Source organism: Nosocomiicoccus ampullae, assembly GCF_001696685.1.
Classification (GTDB): Bacteria; Bacillota; Bacilli; order Staphylococcales; family Salinicoccaceae; genus Nosocomiicoccus; species Nosocomiicoccus ampullae_A.
The window spans coordinates 1-20,133 of sequence record NZ_MBFG01000021.1; the positions used below are offsets into that span (position 1 = coordinate 1).

General features: G+C 35.4%; 18 protein-coding genes. 5 read left to right on the forward strand and 13 right to left on the reverse strand.

The window, feature by feature from the left end; translation table 11 throughout:
* Together BBS29_RS08450 and BBS29_RS07465 are read right to left on the reverse strand one after the other, a co-directional pair.
* The coding region (locus tag BBS29_RS08450) for a hypothetical protein (protein WP_218836851.1) at positions 1 to 228 on the reverse strand (228 nt) is incomplete at its 3' end.
* A 1-nt stretch (position 229) separates the two neighbouring features.
* Positions 230 to 1,369, reverse strand: a complete 1,140-nt coding sequence (locus BBS29_RS07465) for an MFS transporter (protein WP_068130862.1) — start codon at positions 1,367 to 1,369, stop codon at positions 230 to 232.
* Positions 1,370 to 1,537: 168 nt separating this feature from the next.
* Between BBS29_RS07465 and BBS29_RS07470 the strand changes: the two genes are divergently transcribed.
* Complete coding sequence (locus tag BBS29_RS07470; RefSeq protein WP_068130865.1) at positions 1,538 to 2,878, forward strand: YjiH family protein; 1,341 nt, start codon at positions 1,538 to 1,540, stop codon at positions 2,876 to 2,878.
* Between the two features lie 19 nt (positions 2,879 to 2,897).
* On the opposite strand, the gene BBS29_RS07475 is transcribed toward BBS29_RS07470, so the two are convergent.
* Positions 2,898 to 3,929, reverse strand: a complete 1,032-nt coding sequence (locus BBS29_RS07475) for a hypothetical protein (protein WP_068130868.1) — start codon at positions 3,927 to 3,929, stop codon at positions 2,898 to 2,900.
* Position 3,930: 1 nt separating this feature from the next.
* Complete coding sequence (gene tyrS / locus BBS29_RS07480) at positions 3,931 to 5,199, reverse strand: tyrosine--tRNA ligase (protein ID WP_068130932.1); 1,269 nt, start codon at positions 5,197 to 5,199, stop codon at positions 3,931 to 3,933.
* 309 nt (positions 5,200 to 5,508) lie between these two features.
* Between tyrS and BBS29_RS07485 the strand changes: the two genes are divergently transcribed.
* Positions 5,509 to 8,073 (forward strand): transglycosylase domain-containing protein, encoded by a 2,565-nt coding sequence (locus tag BBS29_RS07485; protein WP_068130871.1) that lies wholly within the window; start codon positions 5,509 to 5,511, stop codon positions 8,071 to 8,073.
* An 82-nt stretch (positions 8,074 to 8,155) separates the two neighbouring features.
* Here the strand turns inward: BBS29_RS07485 and BBS29_RS07490 are convergent, their stop codons facing one another.
* Positions 8,156 to 9,823: a formate--tetrahydrofolate ligase gene (locus tag BBS29_RS07490; protein WP_068130875.1), complete on the reverse strand. Its 1,668-nt coding sequence runs from the start codon at positions 9,821 to 9,823 to the stop codon at positions 8,156 to 8,158.
* Positions 9,824 to 9,987: 164 nt separating this feature from the next.
* On the reverse strand, positions 9,988 to 11,703 hold the full coding sequence (acsA, locus tag BBS29_RS07495; protein WP_068130878.1) for an acetate--CoA ligase: 1,716 nt from the start codon (positions 11,701 to 11,703) through the stop codon (positions 9,988 to 9,990).
* A gap of 181 nt (positions 11,704 to 11,884) precedes the next feature.
* Here acsA and BBS29_RS07500 point away from each other — a divergent pair, with 181 nt between their 5' ends.
* From BBS29_RS07500 to BBS29_RS07510, 3 genes are read left to right on the forward strand one after another with little or no spacing between them, the layout of a single operon-like run.
* Positions 11,885 to 12,517 (forward strand): GNAT family N-acetyltransferase, encoded by a 633-nt coding sequence (locus tag BBS29_RS07500; RefSeq protein ID WP_068130881.1) that lies wholly within the window; start codon positions 11,885 to 11,887, stop codon positions 12,515 to 12,517.
* Positions 12,518 to 12,528: 11 nt separating this feature from the next.
* Positions 12,529 to 13,161 (forward strand): CBS and ACT domain-containing protein, encoded by a 633-nt coding sequence (locus BBS29_RS07505; protein ID WP_068130884.1) that lies wholly within the window; start codon positions 12,529 to 12,531, stop codon positions 13,159 to 13,161.
* 4 nt (positions 13,162 to 13,165) lie between these two features.
* On the forward strand, positions 13,166 to 14,308 hold the full coding sequence (locus tag BBS29_RS07510) for an acetoin utilization protein AcuC (protein WP_068130887.1): 1,143 nt from the start codon (positions 13,166 to 13,168) through the stop codon (positions 14,306 to 14,308).
* On the opposite strand, the gene BBS29_RS07515 is transcribed toward BBS29_RS07510, so the two are convergent.
* The 7 genes from BBS29_RS07515 to ytpR form a co-directional block, all read right to left on the reverse strand.
* On the reverse strand, positions 14,269 to 14,469 hold the full coding sequence (locus tag BBS29_RS07515; RefSeq protein ID WP_068130891.1) for an AzlC family ABC transporter permease: 201 nt from the start codon (positions 14,467 to 14,469) through the stop codon (positions 14,269 to 14,271). The two genes, BBS29_RS07510 and BBS29_RS07515, sit on opposite strands and share 40 nt — an antisense overlap.
* A gap of 158 nt (positions 14,470 to 14,627) precedes the next feature.
* Positions 14,628 to 15,614 carry a substrate-binding domain-containing protein gene (locus tag BBS29_RS07520; RefSeq protein ID WP_068130894.1) on the reverse strand — a complete coding sequence of 329 codons (987 nt, stop codon included), beginning with the start codon at positions 15,612 to 15,614 and terminating at the stop codon, positions 14,628 to 14,630.
* 117 nt (positions 15,615 to 15,731) lie between these two features.
* Positions 15,732 to 16,100 (reverse strand): YtxH domain-containing protein, encoded by a 369-nt coding sequence (locus BBS29_RS07525; RefSeq protein WP_068130896.1) that lies wholly within the window; start codon positions 16,098 to 16,100, stop codon positions 15,732 to 15,734.
* Positions 16,101 to 16,114: 14 nt separating this feature from the next.
* Positions 16,115 to 16,561, reverse strand: coding sequence for a DUF948 domain-containing protein (locus tag BBS29_RS07530; protein WP_040928491.1), 447 nt, complete (start codon positions 16,559 to 16,561; stop codon positions 16,115 to 16,117).
* A 72-nt stretch (positions 16,562 to 16,633) separates the two neighbouring features.
* A complete protein-coding gene (gene murC, locus BBS29_RS07535; RefSeq protein WP_083314992.1) occupies positions 16,634 to 17,932 on the reverse strand; it encodes a UDP-N-acetylmuramate--L-alanine ligase in 1,299 nt (432 codons plus the stop codon).
* A 2-nt stretch (positions 17,933 to 17,934) separates the two neighbouring features.
* On the reverse strand, positions 17,935 to 19,527 hold the full coding sequence (locus BBS29_RS07540; RefSeq protein ID WP_068130899.1) for a DNA translocase FtsK: 1,593 nt from the start codon (positions 19,525 to 19,527) through the stop codon (positions 17,935 to 17,937).
* A 15-nt stretch (positions 19,528 to 19,542) separates the two neighbouring features.
* Positions 19,543 to 20,121: a YtpR family tRNA-binding protein gene (gene ytpR, locus BBS29_RS07545; RefSeq protein WP_068130902.1), complete on the reverse strand. Its 579-nt coding sequence runs from the start codon at positions 20,119 to 20,121 to the stop codon at positions 19,543 to 19,545.
* Between the last annotated feature and the right edge of the window lie 12 nt (positions 20,122 to 20,133).

Below are 20,133 nucleotides of genomic sequence, written 5' to 3' on the forward strand. Positions count from 1 at the left end.
GTATACGTAAATGTAATACAAAATGAATACTCCTATTATTAATATAAAGAACACTGCAAAGGTTTTTATAAATCTAAATATAATTTTATAGATACCCATTAGAATCACTAAAAATATAAATATATAAATGAGGTTTGTAATTGTAAAATCAATATGATATATGTCTGTCGCATTGAGTACGAAAGTCAGTAATAACGACAATATGATGAGTACAAATATACGCTTCAAATTATTCACTTCTTTCAACTAATGTCAGCTGTGATGCAATGAATATGCCGACAACTAAAAATATTGCACTTATATATGGTAAATGTAACGGAGCGATTCGGTCAATAAATATCCCACCGATGACCGCACCAAGTCCTATTCCTAAGTTTAAACTCGACATATTCCAACTAAAGACTTTGGCTGCACTTCCTTTTACACTACTTACTAGTCCAGATTGAATCATTGGAGATGTACTCCATTCAAATACGTTAAATAAGTAAAACACGATATAAAATAAAACAGGAATATTAAAAGTAAATGGAATCGCAATTGTCATCATTAAAAATAATACGATCATCGCCATCATCGCATATTTAATTGGAAATTTATCGACTAACATTCCTCCGAGATATGTCCCAGACATACCGCCTAACCCTGCTATAAATAAGGACAGTGATACTTGATTCAGCGTGAATCCGTTACTCGTTAATAACGGAGAAATATATCCAATAATAATAAAGTTCGCAGTGAGTATAAGTAGCGTAATCGTAATGTATAATACGACGTTCTTTTTATGCGTGATGATGTTTTTATCTTCTGTCGTAGTCGTATACGTAATATTCGGTGTTTTCGTTAATACGAGAATTGCTGTAATAATCGTGAGTACAATGATGATGAAAAACACTTCTCGCCAACCAAATATATTACCAATTAAAGTACTTATTGGAATTCCAAATACGTTTGCTGCGCTAAACCCCATATATACAAATGCGATCGTCTTTCCTCTTTTATGTGCTTCAGATAATAATGACGTTAAGTCTAAGATCTTAACGATTAAAACCGATGCCCCCATCGCCGTCACTACACGTCCGATTGCGAGCATCGTAAACGAATGACTGAGCATAAATATCACATTTCCGAATAGGAATATTAAAAATGCATAAATAAGCGTCTTCTTCTGACTGAATTTGTCTGTCAGTTGTATTAATACGGGTCCAAAAATCGCAAAAGATACAGCATACACTGTAATCAACTGTCCAGTTAAACCATAACTTATATGTAGCTCGGTACTAATCATTTCAGTAAGTCCTGAAATAATGAGTTCCATTATTCCGAGTAAAAATATCGTAAACATAAATATAGCGATGAGTAATCTATTCATTAAATCACCATTTCTAAAAATCTTATATCAATATAACACGAATTACTATTCTATATAAGCAAAGAATCGTATATAATAATGTAAGCGATTTAAAAATAAAAATATATGATATGTACTTTATTTTTAGTTAATATTGTGTATAATTATTAGAGTGAAGAGGTGTTTTATATGTATTCAGTTAAGAACAATTTAAAATTCATTCTCCCATCTTTAATTGGTATTTTTATATTCATCTTTCCAATTAAAAATGAGGCTGGGGAAATTACCGTACCCGTTGCATATATTGCAAACAAAATTTTAGAATTCATCGGATTATTCGGTGAGAATGCGATCAGTTATATCGTCGCATCGATTATGGTAATATCCGCCCTACTTTCTTTATTATTTACATACGTCGTTAAATCTGACAATGCATTGTTAAACCAATTGTTTAAGCAATCAATAGGATGGATCATCGTCCGTGTATTAGGTGCTGTGTTTGGTGTATTCGTACTCTTCAACATTGGACCGATTCAAATCACGTCTGAAGATACAGGTGGAACTGTATTTTATGATTTATTACCGACATTATTTGCGGTATTTTTAATCGCTGGATTTTTACTTCCGTTACTTTTAAACTACGGTTTACTAGAGTTTGTCGGAACATTATTTAGAAAGTTTATGCGCCCTGTATTCACTTTACCTGGACGCTCTACAGTTGATAACCTAGCATCTTGGGTTGGAGACGGTACAATCGGGGTTTTATTAACGAGTAAACAATATGAAGCAGGATTTTATACGAAACGTGAAGCAACAGTCATTGCGACGATGTTCTCTGTCGTATCGATTACGTTTACGATCGTTATATTAGATTATCTAAACATGCTGAACTATTTCGTTCCGTTTTATGCGACTGTAATATTCTCAGGAATCGTATGTGCGGTTGTATTACCACGTATCCCGCCTCTATCTAAAATTGATGATACTTATTATGTAGAAAACAATGAGTATAGTGAACATATACCTGAAGGTGAAACGAGTTTTTCTTGGGGGTATAAACAAGCATTAGAAAAAGCAGAAGGTGCAGATGGAGCATTAGGCGTCGTAAAAGATGGCTATAAAACAGTTCTCGATATGTGGATCGCTGTATTACCTGTTGTAATGGCGGTCGGTACACTCGGTACAGTACTTGCGGAATTTACACCTATATTTAGTATTATCGGTGCACCGTTCGTACCGATTTTAGAAACGATTGGTATTCCAGATGCAAAAGCTGTATCTGAAACGCTATTTATCGGTTTTACAGATATGTTTTTACCAACATTAGTAATCGGTAGTGAAGTTTCAGAAATGGCAAGATTTATTGTCGGTGCGTTAAGTATTACTCAGCTTCTATACTTATCAGAAGTTGGTGGAGTTATTTTAGGATCTAAAATTCCACTTGGCGTTGGAAAAATGTTTGTCATTTTCTTAATGCGTACTGCAATTTCACTTCCAATCATCATCTCAGTTGCATTACTTTTATTCTAAACATAAAGAGACTTCCAAACTATGGAAGTCTCTTTTCTATATCTAAAATTGTAAGTTCATTAAAACTAAACGTTCTCGACCATTTATATTCTTTAATTGTATAGTCCTTCAAAACGTCTAACTGTTTATAAAGTCTTTCTAAACCGAGCGTCACAATTACTACACCAAGACAATAATGAATCCCGTGACCAAATGTCAGACCATAACGATTCATATCTGTATTTATGTTTTGAATCATCAGTAATACGTGCTGTTCTTCTTTTATTATGACATCGTGATACTTCGTATCGTTTACACACACTCTACGAATGTACGGAAACGGTGGATATTCTCTTAATACGTCTTTTACTTTAAAGGTCATGTCTTTATTATTTAACGTATGATATATAAGTGCATTCACACTACTTAAAAACGGTCGATGTCCGTCGATAATCATATTTAATAATATATCTATGACTTCCATTGTTTGTCCCGCTTCTTCAAGCAATTTCCATACAAAACCATTTGGATCGAGTTTCTTTTTATTTATAAGATCGATTAAGTAGTTACGTGTTTTATGAATCGATTTTACAATCTCGTCCCCATCTTGATTATCCAACATAATATAATCGATTAACGGAACGCCTATATCGAGTAGATTTTTATAATCCATTTTTGATATGCCGTAAAACCTTGGTAAATAACTATATAAAAATGGAACGGATATATCATTAACTACATTAATCTGTTCTTTTGTTAAAGATAAATGACTCGCGTCGACACTTGATTTTGATAGTCGAGCGATCGACTGATTTAACGCACGTTGTACCGAACGCTTCATATTTGTGTGATCGATACCTTCTTTTTGATACATCAGCCAGTGATTATAAAATTCTTTCATAACATCTTTATTATATTGTGATGTATGAATCGATTCTATTTGCTTACTTTTTCTAAACGCAGTAAATGACGGATTTTTTAAAATATCTTTGGCAATTACTGCATCGTTTATAATCCATGCGTTTAACTCATGATCAAAATATATGTCTTCTTTTCGATGATTATGTTTCATATTACTCAAAGTATACGACTGTATACTTTTTCTTACCGCGTCTAAATACGATTAAATCCCCTTCTAAAAAGTCTTTAGAAGTCACTGTGTAATCCACGTCTTGTTCACGCTCACCATTTATATAAATTGCACCGTTTTTAATATCCTCACGTGCCTGACGACGGCTCGGTGAAATTTTAGCGTCGACGAGTAAATTCACAAGTGGATGTTCCGTGTTTTCTACTGTCGCTTGCGGTGCGTTTTTCATCGCGTCTTTTAGTTCTTTACCAGATAACTCTTTAATGTTTCCACTAAATAACGCTTCAGTGATACGTAACGCTTCTTCTAATGCTGCTTCATCGTGAATAATTTTGATCATCTCTTCAGCGAGTGCACGCTGTGCTTTACGTAAATGAGGTTCAGTTTTAACACTCTCTTCAAGCGCTTCGATTTCTTCTTTTGATAAGAATGTAAATACTTTTAAGAAATGAATGACATCTTCATCATTTTGGTTAAACCAGAACTGATAAAATTCATAAGGTGACGTTTTTTCAGCATCTAGCCAGATGTTTCCACCTTCAGATTTACCGAACTTAGAACCATCAGATTTTGTCACTAATGGGATCGTTAAACCTTCAGCATCCGTAATGCCTTCAATACGACGCATTAAGTCAATACCTGAAACGATATTCCCCCACTGGTCAGAGCCACCGACTTGGATTTTAACGTTATACGTTTGTCTTAAATGTAAAAAGTCGATTGCTTGAATTATGTTGTACGTAAACTCCGTAAAAGAAATTCCCGTTTCTAAACGTGACTGAATCGCATCTTTAGCGAGTAAGTAGTTGACACCAACGTGCTTACCGTAATCTCTTAAGAAAGAAATTAAACTAATATCCTTTAACCAGTCGTAGTTGTTTACTAAAATTGCATCTGTTTCTTTACCACTATCAAAATTAAAAATACGACACAGTTGCGCTTCAATACCTGCGATGTTTTTGTTTAAATCATCTTCAGAAATTAAATCACGTTCTGATGCTTTAAAAGATGGGTCTCCAACGCGACCTGTTCCTCCACCGACGAGTACGACTGGGCGATGTCCATATTGCTGAAATCTTTTTAATACTAAAAATGGTACTAAATGCCCAATGTGTAAACTATCTGCTGTTGGATCCGTTCCACAGTATAATGAAACTGTTTCGTTTTCTACTAACTTTTCAATGTTTTCTTCATTTGTCACTTGGTATAATAACCCACGCCATTTTAAATCTTGAATTAATTCACTCATTATATTCTCTCCTTTGTATATAAAAAAACACCCATACATCACTGTATGGGTGCTGAACACGGTACCACCATAAATTTTACTCTAATAGATGAAGCTCTCGCTTTGAAATATTTACGTAAGTGTATTCGTTTTAAGTCACTGATGTGTTCTCACCACCCACACATTCTCTGAACAGCTCTCTTAAAATTACTTCTCTTACATTTCAATATATAAAGTTTTGTTACTAAATATTATAATATCAATGATTAAATAATACAATCCTTGTTAAGTATATGTCAAATTATGATATAATTCTGTCAACAGGAGGTCGTAATGAAAAAGAATAATTTTGTTAATCGCTTTAAGCAATTATTTACACGTCAAGATAAAACACACAATAAAATACAAGGTGATTCATTTAAATCACGTATTAAAAATATATCACGTCGTTTTAAAGAAACTAAACATCCGCTTAGTTTCTTGTTTAATACGACATACGATACAGTGTGGAATGTTTTACTATTTACGATACTCTCATTATCACTACTAGGAATCTTGTTATTTAGTGTAGGGCTTGGATATTTTGCAGCTCTTGTAAATAACGGTGATGATTATACGAACGAAGAAATCGAAGTTAAACTAAAAGACGTTACTGAAAGTACAAATGTATCATTTGCATCTGGTGAAAACCTCGGTACGTTAAAGTCCGATTTAATTAGAGAGTCGATTAAATTTGAAGATATTCCTGAAAATGTCATCGATGCGTTAATCGTAACAGAAGATGAGAACTTCTATGAGCATAACGGTGTCGTACCGAAAGCATTCATTCGTGCTTCTTTACAAGAAGTTATTTCGAGTGGTGAAGGTACAGGTGGTAGTACACTCACTCAGCAACTTGTTAAAAACCAGTTACTGACTAATGATCCGACGTTTAAACGTAAAGCATCTGAGCTACTTCTCGCATTTAAAGTTGAAGATTTACTTACAAAAGATGAAATCTTAACTTCATATTTAAATGCCGTTTCATTTGGCCGTAACGCAAATGGTCAAAACATCGCTGGTTTAAAAAGTGCAGCAGAGGGGATTTTTGGTAAACATCCTGAAGATTTAAACTTAGCTGAAGCTGCTTTTATTGCTGGTTTACCACAAAACCCTTATGCATATACACCGTTTAATGTGGACGGTTCGTTAAAGCCAGAAGATGAACGTGAACTTGGTAAAAATCGTCAAGAACATGTTTTAAATCGTATGTTTACTGAAGGAAAAATAACTGAAGAAGAATATAACGAAGCAATTGAATACGACTTATATGAAAATATGACAAGTTCAGTTGAAATTCCAAACCAAAAATATCCATTCTTAACTGAAGAAATTGAGCGCCGTGCAGTCGGTGTATTAAAATACATCCTCGCAGAAGCGGATGGTATTTCAAAAGAAGACTTAAATATCACACCACTCTTAAATCAAGAGTATACGCAAAAAGCAAACGATGCGTTAAGAAATAACGGATATCACATCGAAACGACAATCGACAAAAAAATATACGACACGATGCAAGATGTTAAAAACAATCAATTCTACTATTACGGTGACCGTAGTTCGTTAGATGCTATCGATATTAGTAACAACGATAAAGAAAAGATGTTAAAACACGAAGTCGGTGCGATGCTTAAAAATAACAAAACCGGTGCAATTTTAGGTTTTATCGGTGGACGTGATTTTAAATCATCTGAAAACAACCACGCGACACAAACATCACGAATGTCCGGGTCTACGATGAAACCACTCGCGGTTTACGGTCCAGGTGTCGATAAGGGACTTATCGCACCAGACACGGTTATTCTTGATAAATCGTTCTCGATTTATAATCCTGAAGCAGGCACAAGTTATTCACCACAAAACTATGACCAAAAAGACTTTGGTTTACTATCAGTGAAAAATGCACTTGCGAACTCGTACAACTTATCAACATTACGTCTATGGGCGGAAGTTCGTAAATATAACCCGAGAGAATATCTTGAAAACATGGGATTAAATATGCCAGACTCACTATTTGATTACAATAACATCGGTATCCCTTCACTACCTCTTGGAGTGAACAACATGACTGTAGAAGATGGAGTAAATGCATTTTCTAGTTTTGGTAATAACGGAGTGATGACGGATAGTTATATGATTGAAAAAATTACAGATCCAACAGGAAAAGTGATTTACGAACATGAAACCGTCAGTCATGACGTATGGAAAGAATCTACTGCGTATTTAGTCACAGACATGTTAAAAGAAGTATTTAAAACAGGTTCTGCGTATCATATTAGTAGTTATTATAATCAGATTTCTTCGACATACGATTGGGCAACAAAAACAGGAACATCTGAGCAATTTATCGATACGTGGATGATTGCTTACAATCCAGAAGTTACACTCGGTATATGGATGGGTTACGACAGTAATATCCCACAAGTTTACAGTACAGCAGATGATGGACACCTACCAGTTTATAATTGGCAAATGTTATCAAGTGCTCTACAAAATGTAGACAGTGAAAAAATGGGTGCTGGGAAAAAATTCAGTCGACCAAGCTCTGTTCATGAAGAAACATTCTGTGGAATGCTCATGCAAAAAGGAAGCTGTGGTGAGGACAAACAAGTCACAGGGCTCGTTGCTGATCATACACAGTTTTCTACGAAATCTGGCTTAAATGATCAAAGTGTTTTAAACCGTAACGGTGCAGACTTCGATTACCAATTATCAGCTAGCGATTTACGCGGCACAGTAAGAGGAACAAACGACAATTATTACCGTATTGGCTCTGCGCCTAAAAGAATTAAAGAGGCACTTAAAAAAGGAAAAGACGATAAAGAAGACGACGAAGATGATGACAACGATGATGAATAAATAAATTATCCTCCAAGAATAATCTTGGAGGATTTTTTTGATTCAAAAAAAGACGTGTACATTAGTACACGTCTTAGATTTATTAGAATAATCCTGTTGAGTTACCTTCTGCATCAACATCCATATGGTTTGCTGATGGTACTTTTGGTAATCCTGGCATTGTCATAACGTTACCTGTTAACGCAACGACAAATCCTGCACCAGTTTTAGCAATTAACTCACGTACTGTAATTGTAAACCCTGTTGGACGACCGAGTTTTTTCTCATCGTCTGATAATGAGTACTGAGTTTTCGCCATACATACTGGGAAGTTACCCCAGCCATTTTCTTCGATTTCTTTGATTTGACGTTTTGCTTTATCTGTAAAGTTAACGCCGTCTCCACCGTATACTTCTGTAACGATTTTTTCAATCTTTTCAGGGATTGAAAGTTCAAGATCATATAGGTAGTCAAAGTTGTTTGGTGTTTCGAGAGCTTCTTTTACTTGTTTCGCTAACTCGATACCACCTTCTCCACCTTTTTCCCAAACTTGTGTAAGTGCTACTTTTACGTCGCGATCTTTACACCAGTTAAGTACGAATTCACGTTCAGCATCTGTATCTGTAACGAAGTCGTTTAATGCTACGATTGGTTCAACACCAAATTTACGTGCGTTTTCAATGTGTTTCTCTAAGTTTACGATACCTGATTTTAATGCTTCAAGATTTTCTGCACCTAAATCAGTTTTCGCAACGCCACCGTTCATCTTAAGTGCGCGAATTGTTGCAACTAAAACAATTGCATCTGGTTTAAAGTTACCAAAGCGTGCTTTAATATCCATAAACTTCTCAGCACCTAAGTCAGAACCGAATCCTGCTTCTGTTACTACGATGTCAGATAATTTTCTTGCAGTGTTTGTAGCGATTAATGAGTTACAACCGTGTGCAATGTTCGCAAATGGACCACCGTGAATTAACGCAGGTGTACCTTCCATCGTTTGAACAAGGTTTGGTTTAATCGCTTCTTTAAGTAGTAGTGTTAATGCACCCTCTACTTTTAAGTCTTTAACTGTAACTGGTTTTTTATCTTTCGTATAACCAAATACGATACGGCCAAGTCTTTCTTTAAGATCCATTAAATCTGTCGCTAAGCAAAGTACTGCCATAATTTCACTTGCTACAGTAATATCAAATCCATCTTCACGTGGAACACCTGAAGTTGGTCCTCCTAAACCGATAACGACGTTACGAAGTTCACGGTCGTTAATGTCTACGACACGTTTCCACGTAATTCTTCTTTGGTCGATATTTAACTCGTTACCTTGGTGAATGTGGTTGTCGATTAACGCTGAAAGCGTATTGTTTGCTGACGTAATCGCGTGTAAGTCACCGTTAAAGTGAAGGTTGATTTCTTCCATCGGTAACACTTGAGCGTGTCCACCACCAGTAGCTCCACCTTTAATACCCATTACTGGCCCAAGTGATGGTTCACGTAAAGCAACCATAACCTTTTCACCTAGTTTATTGAATGCATCTGCTAGTCCAACAGTAACAGTTGATTTACCTTCACCAGCTGGTGTAGGGTTCATTGCTGTTACGAGTACTAGTTTTGAATCCTCTTCATTTCCAACGAGATTTTTGATGTCTACTTTCGCTTTATACTTACCATGAAGTTCTAATGCATCTTCAGGAATACCTGCTTTTTGAGCAATTTCTTCAATTGGTTGTAATGTTGCTTTAGCAGCAATCTCTTGGTCTGTTAAATGTGCCATTCTTTTACATCTCCCAACAAGAATATTTTTTTTAAGATTTAACTCAATCTTTCTAATGATTATTATTACATAAAATTCACTTATGTGCCATCACTAACATTTCCCTAAAAATCATTAGCGGAATCCACATAACAAAAGCAGCAGAATATTCTGCTGCTTTAATGTTAATCATCATCCATACTTGATAAGTCTCCAGCGTCTAAGTTTAACTCCCAAGCTTTTAATACACGTCTCATAATTTTACCACTACGTGTTTTTGGTAATTTATCTTTAAATTCAATTTCACGTGGTGCTGCATGTGCTGCGAGACCAAGTTTTACGAAGTTACGAATTTCCTCTTTTAACTCGTCCGTCGGTTCATAACCTTCACGTAATGCGATAAATGCTTTAACGATTTCACCACGTACTGGATCTGGTTTACCGATAACTCCAGCCTCTTCTACCGCTTCATGTTCAACGAGTTTAGATTCAATTTCAAACGGTCCAACTCTTTCCCCAGCTGTCATAATGACGTCGTCTACACGTCCTTGGAAGAAGAAGTACCCGTCTTCATCTATAAATGCTGAGTCACCTGAAACGTACCAATCACCAATAAAGTACGATTTATACTTCTCGTGGTTGTTCCAAATATCGCGCATCATCGATGGCCAAGGTGCTTTCATTGCTAAGTTCCCCATACGGTTTGGCGGTAAGACTTCACCGTTGTCGTCAATGATTGCCGCTTCTACACCTGGTAATGGTTTACCCATAGATCCAGCTTTTATATCCATTGAGGGGAAGTTAACGATCATATGTGCTCCTGTTTCAGTCATCCACCACGTATCGTGAATTCTTAAGTTGAATACTTTATCTCCCCATTTAATGACTTCTGGATTCAGTGGTTCACCAACAGATAGTAAATGTCTTAAATGGCTAAGGTCGTAATTTTTTATAACTTCGTCTCCAGCTCCCATTAACATACGGAATGCTGTCGGTGCTGAATACCAAATTGTCACTTTTAACTCTTCAAGTGCTGAATACCATGCATCTGGTGAGAAACGTCCTCCGACGATAACGTTTGTCGCGCGGTTTAACCACGGTCCAAAAATACCATAACTCGTTCCAGTTACCCATCCTGGGTCAGCTGTACACCAGTATACATCGTCTTCTTTAATATCCGTCACATATTTCGCTGAAATATATTGTTGAACCATCACATTATGAACGTGGTATACACCTTTTGGTGAGCCAGTTGAACCACTCGTATAATGTAAAATCAATCCGTCCTCTAAATCTACCCATTCGATGTCACATTCATCTGATGCTTCGTCAAATAACTGTTTAAAATCTAAGAGTTTTTCATCTTCACTAACGTCTTCTCCGACGACAAATACGTGTTTTAGTGTATCGATCTCTTTATAAGGTACTCTCTCTAATAAATCAGAAGTCGTAATTAAATAATTCGCTTCTGAGTCTTCTAATCGGTCAACGACAGCCTTCTCCATAAATGCTTCAAATAATGGTCCAACAATCGCACCAAGTTTCACTGCACCGAGTAATACAAAATATAATTCAGGCGATCTTGGCATAAAGATAAATACACGGTCTCCTTTTTGAACACCTTTACTCTTAAGCATATTTGCAGCTTTATTAGATTTTTCTTTCATCTCTTTAAAAGTAAATGATGAAACGCCAGAATCGTCTTTATAGTGTAATGCTACTTTGTTACCATATCCTTCATCAACGTGACGATCAATTGCTTCATATGCGATGTTTACTTTGTTAGTTTCATACCATGTAAAATGTTTTTTTACTTCTTCCCACGAATAGTTTTTAACTGTTTCTTCGTAAGGTCCCATATTCGAACTTTTATCTACAGATTTATAGATTTCGTAATTCATTACATTCACTCCTAAAATTTAAGTAAAACGCTTTCTTTTGACGTTACTTATAATCTTATCTGTTATTTTTAGGAATTTCAACGGTTTCGTTCGAATTTTCAATCGCATTTAGACATAAATATAAAAATGATTCATGTATAATATAAATAACTAGACATATATTGTGATTTGAGGTGATATGTTGGAGCATATAAAAAATTATTTTAAAATGGAATACGAAAAAAATAGCCAAACGATTATAATCGAAGGTCCTGTGAGTGAAGAAGCGCTAAATACGTATACTTTTGACGAACATTTAAATGCATTTAGAAGACCAAACGATCAATTTGAAGCAATAAAAGAAATCGCAAGTTTAGAAGAAGGTCGTATCATCGTTGCACGTGTAGATAATAACATTATCGGTTACGTTACGTTTCATAGACCTGATGAGTTTGAAAGATGGAGTGAAGGTAATCATCCATTTATATTAGAACTCGGTGCAGTTGAAGTTTCTGATTCATACCGAAATTTAAGAATTGGCCAAAACATGCTGAAATTGTCGATGATGGATGAGTATATGGAAAATTATATCGTTTTAACGACTGAGTATTATTGGCACTGGGATTTAAAAGGAACTGGATTAGATGTTTACGAGTATAAACAATTAATGATTAATTTAATGGCCGTTGCAGGATTTGAAGTATATATGACAAACGACCCTGAAATTACAAGTCATCCTGCGAATACTTTAATGGCTAGAGTCGGAAAACATATTACGACCGAGCAGCAACTTATATTTGATGAGATAAGATTTAAACATCGCTACTTTTTTTAAGGAGGATATGTATGTTAGTTAGCCGAATTATGACGAGAGATGTGAAAACGCTCTCTCCGAAGGATACGATCAATGATGCTTTAAATTTAATAAACGAACACCACATTCGACACATACCAATCGTTGAAAATGAAGAAGTCGTCGGATTAGTGACGGATAAAGACATCAATCTCGCACTACCCTCGATTTTAAACACTCATAGTGAAACGACTATCCACCATCCACTAGAAGATATTATGAAAACACGTGTCATGTTTACGAGTCCAAGAGATTTCGTAGAAGAACTCGCAGTCGACTTTTTAGAATTCGACGTCGGTGCGATTTGTGTCATCCAATCAAAAAAACTCGTAGGAATTATTACACAAACAGATATTATGGAAGCGTTTATCGAGATAACTGGTATGAAGATACCTGGCTCAATTATCGAAATTGATGTACTCGACCGTCCAGGAATCGTCTATGATATCGGTAAAATACTATATGATTTAAATATTGTTGCTGTATCCATCACAATATTTGATAATACTGAAAAAGAAGGCCATAAATTTGTCGTCATAAAAATTAACGCTATGAATCCGATGTTTGTTATAAACAAACTCGAAGAAATGGGATATGACGTCGTCGACCCATTAAATAGAGGTTAAAAAGATGCGTGCACTTTATGTGTATGATGATGAGTTACTTAAATATCGCTTTAATGATACACACCCATTTAATCAGATGCGCTTAAAGATGACGACAGATTTATTAAAAGCGGCTCAATTTTTAAGCGATGAAGAAATTGTAACTCCACGCGTCGCTACTGAAGAAGAAATTTTACTCGTTCACACAAAAGACTATGTCGACGCTGTTAAACGTGCAGGCCATAACAACATTACAAAAAGAGAACTTGCAAACTATGGTTTAAATACAGAAGACACCCCTCAATTTGAAAATATGCATGAGAAATGTAGCATGCTCGTCGGTGCGAGTTTGACTGGCGCAGATTTGATTATGCAAGGTAAAGCGGATAAAGTTGCTTCTCTCGGAGGAGGACTTCACCACGGATTTACTGGTAAAGCGAGTGGATTTTGTGTCTATAATGATGCAGCGATTGTATGCCAATATTTAAAAGAAAAATACAATGAACGTGTTCTTTATATAGATACTGATGCACATCATGGAGACGGTGTACAATTCACGTTTTATGACTCAAATGAGATTATGACATACTCTATTCATGAAACGGGACGTTATTTATTCCCTGGTACTGGTTTAGTAACTGAACGCGGTACAGGACAAGGCTTCGGGTTTAGCGTGAATTTACCTGTTGATGCATTTACCGAAGACGATTCATTTTTAGACGTTTTTAAACAGAGTATCGAAATTGCCGCTAGATCATTTAAACCGACGATTATCGTACATGTGAACGGTGTAGATGCGCACTATCGTGATCCGATGACACATTTATGTTTAACATCAAAAGCTTACGAAGAGATTCCTAAGATCGTTAATGAAATTGCTGATCAATATGCAAATGGTAAACTACTCGCTCTAGGAGGCGGTGGTTATAACATTTGGCAAGTCGTCCCTAGAATGTGGGCGTATGTTTGGCTTGGAATAAAAGGGATTGAACCTCCAACTGGCACATTACCCGAATCATTTATAAACGAGTACAAACCATTATCACAACTTCCATTCCCTACAGAGTGGCAAGATAACTTAGATGATTATACGAATATCCCTAGACGATCTGAAATTACTGAAAGAAATCAAATGGTTCTTGATAGAATTAAAATGTACTTGGAATAACAAAATTGCCCTGCACCTGCGTAGTTTAAACCACTCATTAATGTTGTAGACAGTAAATCAATGAGTGGTTTTGCTGTAATACCAAAAGCCATCGCAACTGGTAAATATCCAAAACCAATTGCTATACCGTCAGAAAAAGAGCGCTTATATACTTCACTCAAAAACCACCACTCCTTTTAAAAACAATTAGTAACATTGTATCATAAATTTTCTGAAAATTGTGAAATATACTTGTGTTTATTCTACAAATAAAAGTTATAATTAAACATAAAAAAACTTGAGTTTAATATAAAACTCAAGTTTAAAAATATAAATCGCTTTATACACGCGTTGTTTTTGCGTAGTTAATTTTCAATGGTAACATCGTTACTTTTTCATCGACTTCTTCGTTGTTCATAATTTTTGTAAGTAATCTCATTCCAACTGCACCAATATCATATAGAGGTACTGCGATCGTTGATAATTTCGGACGCATCATATATGCAATGCGCGTATTAGAACAACTTATAATTTCTAATTCTTCAGGTACTTTTACGTTCATATCTAACGTTCCATGAAGGATTCCACCTGCAACCTCATCTGATATTGCAATGACAGCATCTGCTTTAATTTCATGAATTTTATTAAATAGCTCAATACCCTCTTCATAAGTGTTTGCTGAAAACTCAAACATATTATCTTTACTTATGTTGTGCTCTTCTAATACTTCACAAATTTTATCTGCGAGTAAAGTCTCCAACACACTATGGTAACCGCTTTGTACATATGCAATTTTTTTGTTGCCGCGCTCAATAAACCCTTCTACAATACGAGCAATTGCATCACGATAATTTGCATTTACTCTGTTTATTGACATTTCTTTAGAATATCCACAGACTACGACTGGCGTATTTGAACGCTGAATATTATCGATTATTTTTTGGTCATCCGTTCCACCTAAAAAGATGATACCGTCCACTTGATTACTTAATAACGTTTCAAACGCATTCTTTTCTTTTTTAGCATCATTATCAGTATTTGTAATAATGATTTGATATTGATACATTTCAGCAATGTCTTCTAACCCTCTTAACACTGCTGAATAATATAAATCTGAAATGTCAGGAATAATTACCCCAACCGTCTTTGTTTTTTTACTAGCGAGACCTCTAGCCACCGCGTTCGGTTTGTAGTTTAATCGTTCTATGACGTCTTTTACTTTACGACGTGTTTCTGGCTTAACGTTTGGGTTACCATTAAGTACGCGTGAAACAGTAGCCATTGACACATTCGCTTCTCTTGCAACATCATAAATCGTAATTGCCATGATTTATTTTCCTCCTATGAAAACGTTTTTGTTTATTGATAATCATAACAGAAAATGAATGAGAATGTAAATAATTTAACAATAAACATCAAAAAAGTTCAGCATAAAAGCTGAACTTTATAAATTAGATAAATCAACACTGTCTTTGTTTACATATCCATCTTTAACATCTTCTCGAATTGCTCGTTTTTGAGCGGCCATTAAGTCCTGATCCGAGTCCTTAATACGTTTAACTTCTTCGAGTTCTGCTTTTTTCACTTTGACTTTGTCGACAATTTTATCTTTTTGATCTTCAAATACACCTTTTGGATCTTTTAAATCTTCACGAAGTGATTGCCCAGATTTTGGTGCTAAGAATAGACCTAAAATAGATCCGACAATCATACCGAAAATTAGTCCGAGTGGTAATCCTTTTTTACTCTTTTGTTTTGGTGGACTATACGGTTTAATTCCATGTGTATGTCGATCTCTATCATATTTTTCCATATAACATCCCTCGCTTAGTAGCGACCTTTTATCGCATTGTTACGACGCTGACGTTGCTGCCATTTATCAGCAAGTTCCATTGCAACGTTTGACCATTGTACAACTTGTGCAATTTGCTCCTCGTTCTCTGAGATGTTTGTCGTAATTGAATTTGTCACTCTATCGACTGATGTGTTAAGGTTTTGAACTGAATATCCAACACCTTGAACTGCATCAACGACTGAGTTTAATTTTTCAACTTTACCTTGTACGTCTTCAACTAGACGATTACTTTTGTGTAATAAGTCGGTTGACTCACGTGTAATTCCTTGAATTTGTCCATCTAATCCATCGAGTGTTTCTGCAACGTAATCTAAGTTTTTCTTAACACTAAGTAAAACGACAGCTACTGCAATACATGCTACTAAAAATCCAACTGCAGCAACTACGAGTGCAATCCACCCTAAAATACTCCAATCCATAAATAACGCCTCCGTAAATGTTCTTATGTGTATAACTTATTAATAGCCGAATTCAATTCATTGTAAACATGTTTAAGAGATAAGTTCTGTAAATCTTTTTTCGTACTTTTGAATATCTCCTGCACCCATAAAGATAATGACACTATCTTCATATTGATCGAGTTCTTTAATTTTTGCTTCTGTTAACAGTTTTGAACCCGGTATTAAATTCACCAAATCTTCACTCGATAAATTACCACTTTGTTCTCTCGCAGAACCAAAAATATCTACGATATAAACTTTGTCTGCCTCTTTTAAACTGTCTGCAAATTCATTTAAAAACTTTTCTGTTCTAGAGAAAGTATGTGGTTGGAATACCGCAACGACCTGGTGATTCTTATATTTTTTTCGTGCTGTTTCAAGCGTTGCCTCAATTTCTTTCGGGTGGTGCGCATAGTCATCCACGACGATATAACTTTTATATTTCGTCTCTGAAAAACGTCGTTTAACGCCACCATATGTTAAAAAAGCACTTTTAATATTATCGAAATCAAAACCTTCTAAATAACAAATTGTAATGACAGCAAGTGAATTTAAAATTAAATGATCACCATATAACGGAATAATAAAATTATCTTTATATTCGCCTTCAATGTATAAATCAAATGAAGTGCCGTTATCTACCACTTCTACATTTCTAGCTTCGACTGTATAATCACCATCGATACCATACGTATACATCGGAACATCGACTTTTACTTCATTGATATATGGATCATTTCCATACGCAACTACTGCTTTTGTCACTTGGTTTGCCATCGACTGAAACGCACTGACGACGTCTTCAACATCTTTAAAATAATCTGGGTGGTCAAAATCGATATTCGTTATAATTGCATAGTCCGGATGATACGCTAAAAAGTGACGACGATATTCGCACGATTCAAATGCAAAGTAATCCGCTTCTTTTTTACCAACACCTGTACCGTCTCCAATTAAATACGTCGTTTCTTTATCGCCATTCATAACGTGACTGAGTAAACCGGTTGTCGAGGTTTTTCCATGAGATCCTGTGACCCCAATTGACGTATAGTCTTTCATAAATTCAGATAAGAATTTATGATAGCGGATGACCGGATATCCACTTTCAAGTGCTTTTTTAATCTCTACATGGTCATCGTTAAACGCATTACCTGCAATATACGTAAAATCTTCGACTATATTATCTTCAGAAAATGGTAATATTTTAATTCCTTTTTTCTTTAATTGATACTCCGTGAAAACTTCACTTGTTATGTCTGAACCTTGTACTTCATGACCTAAATCAAAAAGAACTTGTGCAAGTGCACTCATCCCTGCACCTTTAATTCCAATGAAGTGATATTTCTTCACAATTACACCTTACTTTCATCGCTTCTATCTGATAAGTAGTTGATGATGTTGCTTAAAACTTCCGCTTTTACTGTACTCATATTCAGGCGTACTGGTCGGTTTGAAGTACTAATTGTGACGAGACAATCATTGCCCTCAAATAACTTATCCGCACCATCAATAACACTACTTTTCTCATCGTAATAAGAAATTTTAGTTTGCATTAAACTCAGAAGTTGATATCTAATTCCAACGTCAGTTTTCGTGTGATTCATGACTAAATGTATGCCTAATGCTTTACCTTGCTTTAGAATTTGCAAAATATGACGAATCACTTCGGGATTATTTCGCTCGAGTATTCTATCAAAGTCGTCAATATATATAACTATCGTACTCTTTCTCGATTCTTGCTTCACACGTGTGTTAAAACTTTGAATGTTACGTACGTGTGCCCTTCTAAACTGAATGTTTCTGCTGTTTAACTCATCTATTATATCATTAAATGCATCAGTATCGTATACTGATTTTCTTTCACTAAACGAATGAGGGAGCGAATTGAAAGTATCGAATTCTTTCGAATCAGAAATTACTTTAAATTGAAATGCATCACTATTATGATTCATTAATAACGAGACGAGCATACTGTCAATAATTTCCGTTCTTTTTTCTTCGTTACCATATATTAATGTATGGCCTGCTTTTCTTAACTCATAGGTAAAAATACGATTATCCACTGTTTTGCCAAGTGCAAATCTATAGTCATTTTTTCTTAATTTTAAACTACTATTTAAAAATAGAGATTTAAAATAAATTTCACTTGGTTTTTCCAGTGGAAATTCAATTTGAATGTTATTATTTCCGAGCACTTCAGTAATGATACGCACCTTTTTATTTAAGGCACCCTCTAACTGCGCTTTCACATCTTCAATTTTGGACAATTTAAAATGTCTATCGAGTTGAATCGAATAAGAACCGACGATACCGTTTGAAAAGTATTCAACTACTTTTCCTTCTATACCCACCTGTTTAATAATTGCATTTATAGACTCAAGGTTTTCGTCATCATGCTTAACGAAGTTTTGATCTTGTTCTATTCCTAATATACTAATCGGTGGTAACGTCTTACTTGGCCCGAGTTTACGTTCAGCTTGAACAGGTAATGCTTTTTCTTTGTTTGTTGTTTCAGGTTGCTTCGTTTCGATTGGACGCTTCTTCTCTTCAACTTTACGTTCTTTTTGTAATCGTTCTTTACGCAGACGATCTTTCTCTTCTTTTTCTTTACGCTTTTTAACGATATCTCGAATAATTGGAGATTGGTGGTGTTCAAATTTTCGTCTATATTCTGCAGTTTCATCATATTCACGGCGATACGGGTTCTTCGTTCCATGAATTGCTGAAGGTACGACGCGTGCTTTCGTAATCGTTTGACTCGAAGGACGCTTTACCGTACGTCTTTCAGTATAACGAGACTCTTGTTTCTCCTCTTGTTTCGGAATGTCTTGTTCTTCTTCAGATAACTCAAATGGAAAAGGAAAACGTTTATTAAGTTTCATATCATCGATCGTCTGATTGCTAAATGTTCGATCTTGAAATCTATTCCTTGATCTTCTACGCATCCTAATCCCCTCCTATTATTTAAAAAACGATTGACCAACTTCGTAATTATCGTCTAATACGTAAATACCTCTTACTCCGTCATCTTCTAGGTTTAACTCTTTTTTAGAGCAAATCATCCCATTAGATTTCACACCTCGAAGTTCAGATGGTTTAATATATAATCCATTCGGCATAAAAGCACCGACTTTAGCCACGACAACTTTTTGTCCTTTGTCGACGTTTGGTGCACCACAGACGATTTGTAGTTCTTCATCTCCTACGTCTACAGTCGTGACGTTTAATCGATCTGCATCTTCATGTGGTTTACATTCTTTTACAAATCCAACAACGAATTTTGGTGATAAATCTGGATTAATTTCACCGAAATCACCTTTGATAATATCGTTAATTTTTTCTACGATTGACTCTTCGTTTAACTCTGTAAGTTCTTCTTCAGTAAATGTTTCACTTGCATTAAATATGTTTAAGCCGAGTAACTCATCGTTATCGACAATCGCTGTATACCCGTCGAAATCTTTCGTTTCAAAATTATCGCTTCCCTTTAATGATACGAGAAGGACATCTCCAATGTTTTTGTTGTATGTTAACTTCATTTAAATTCACCT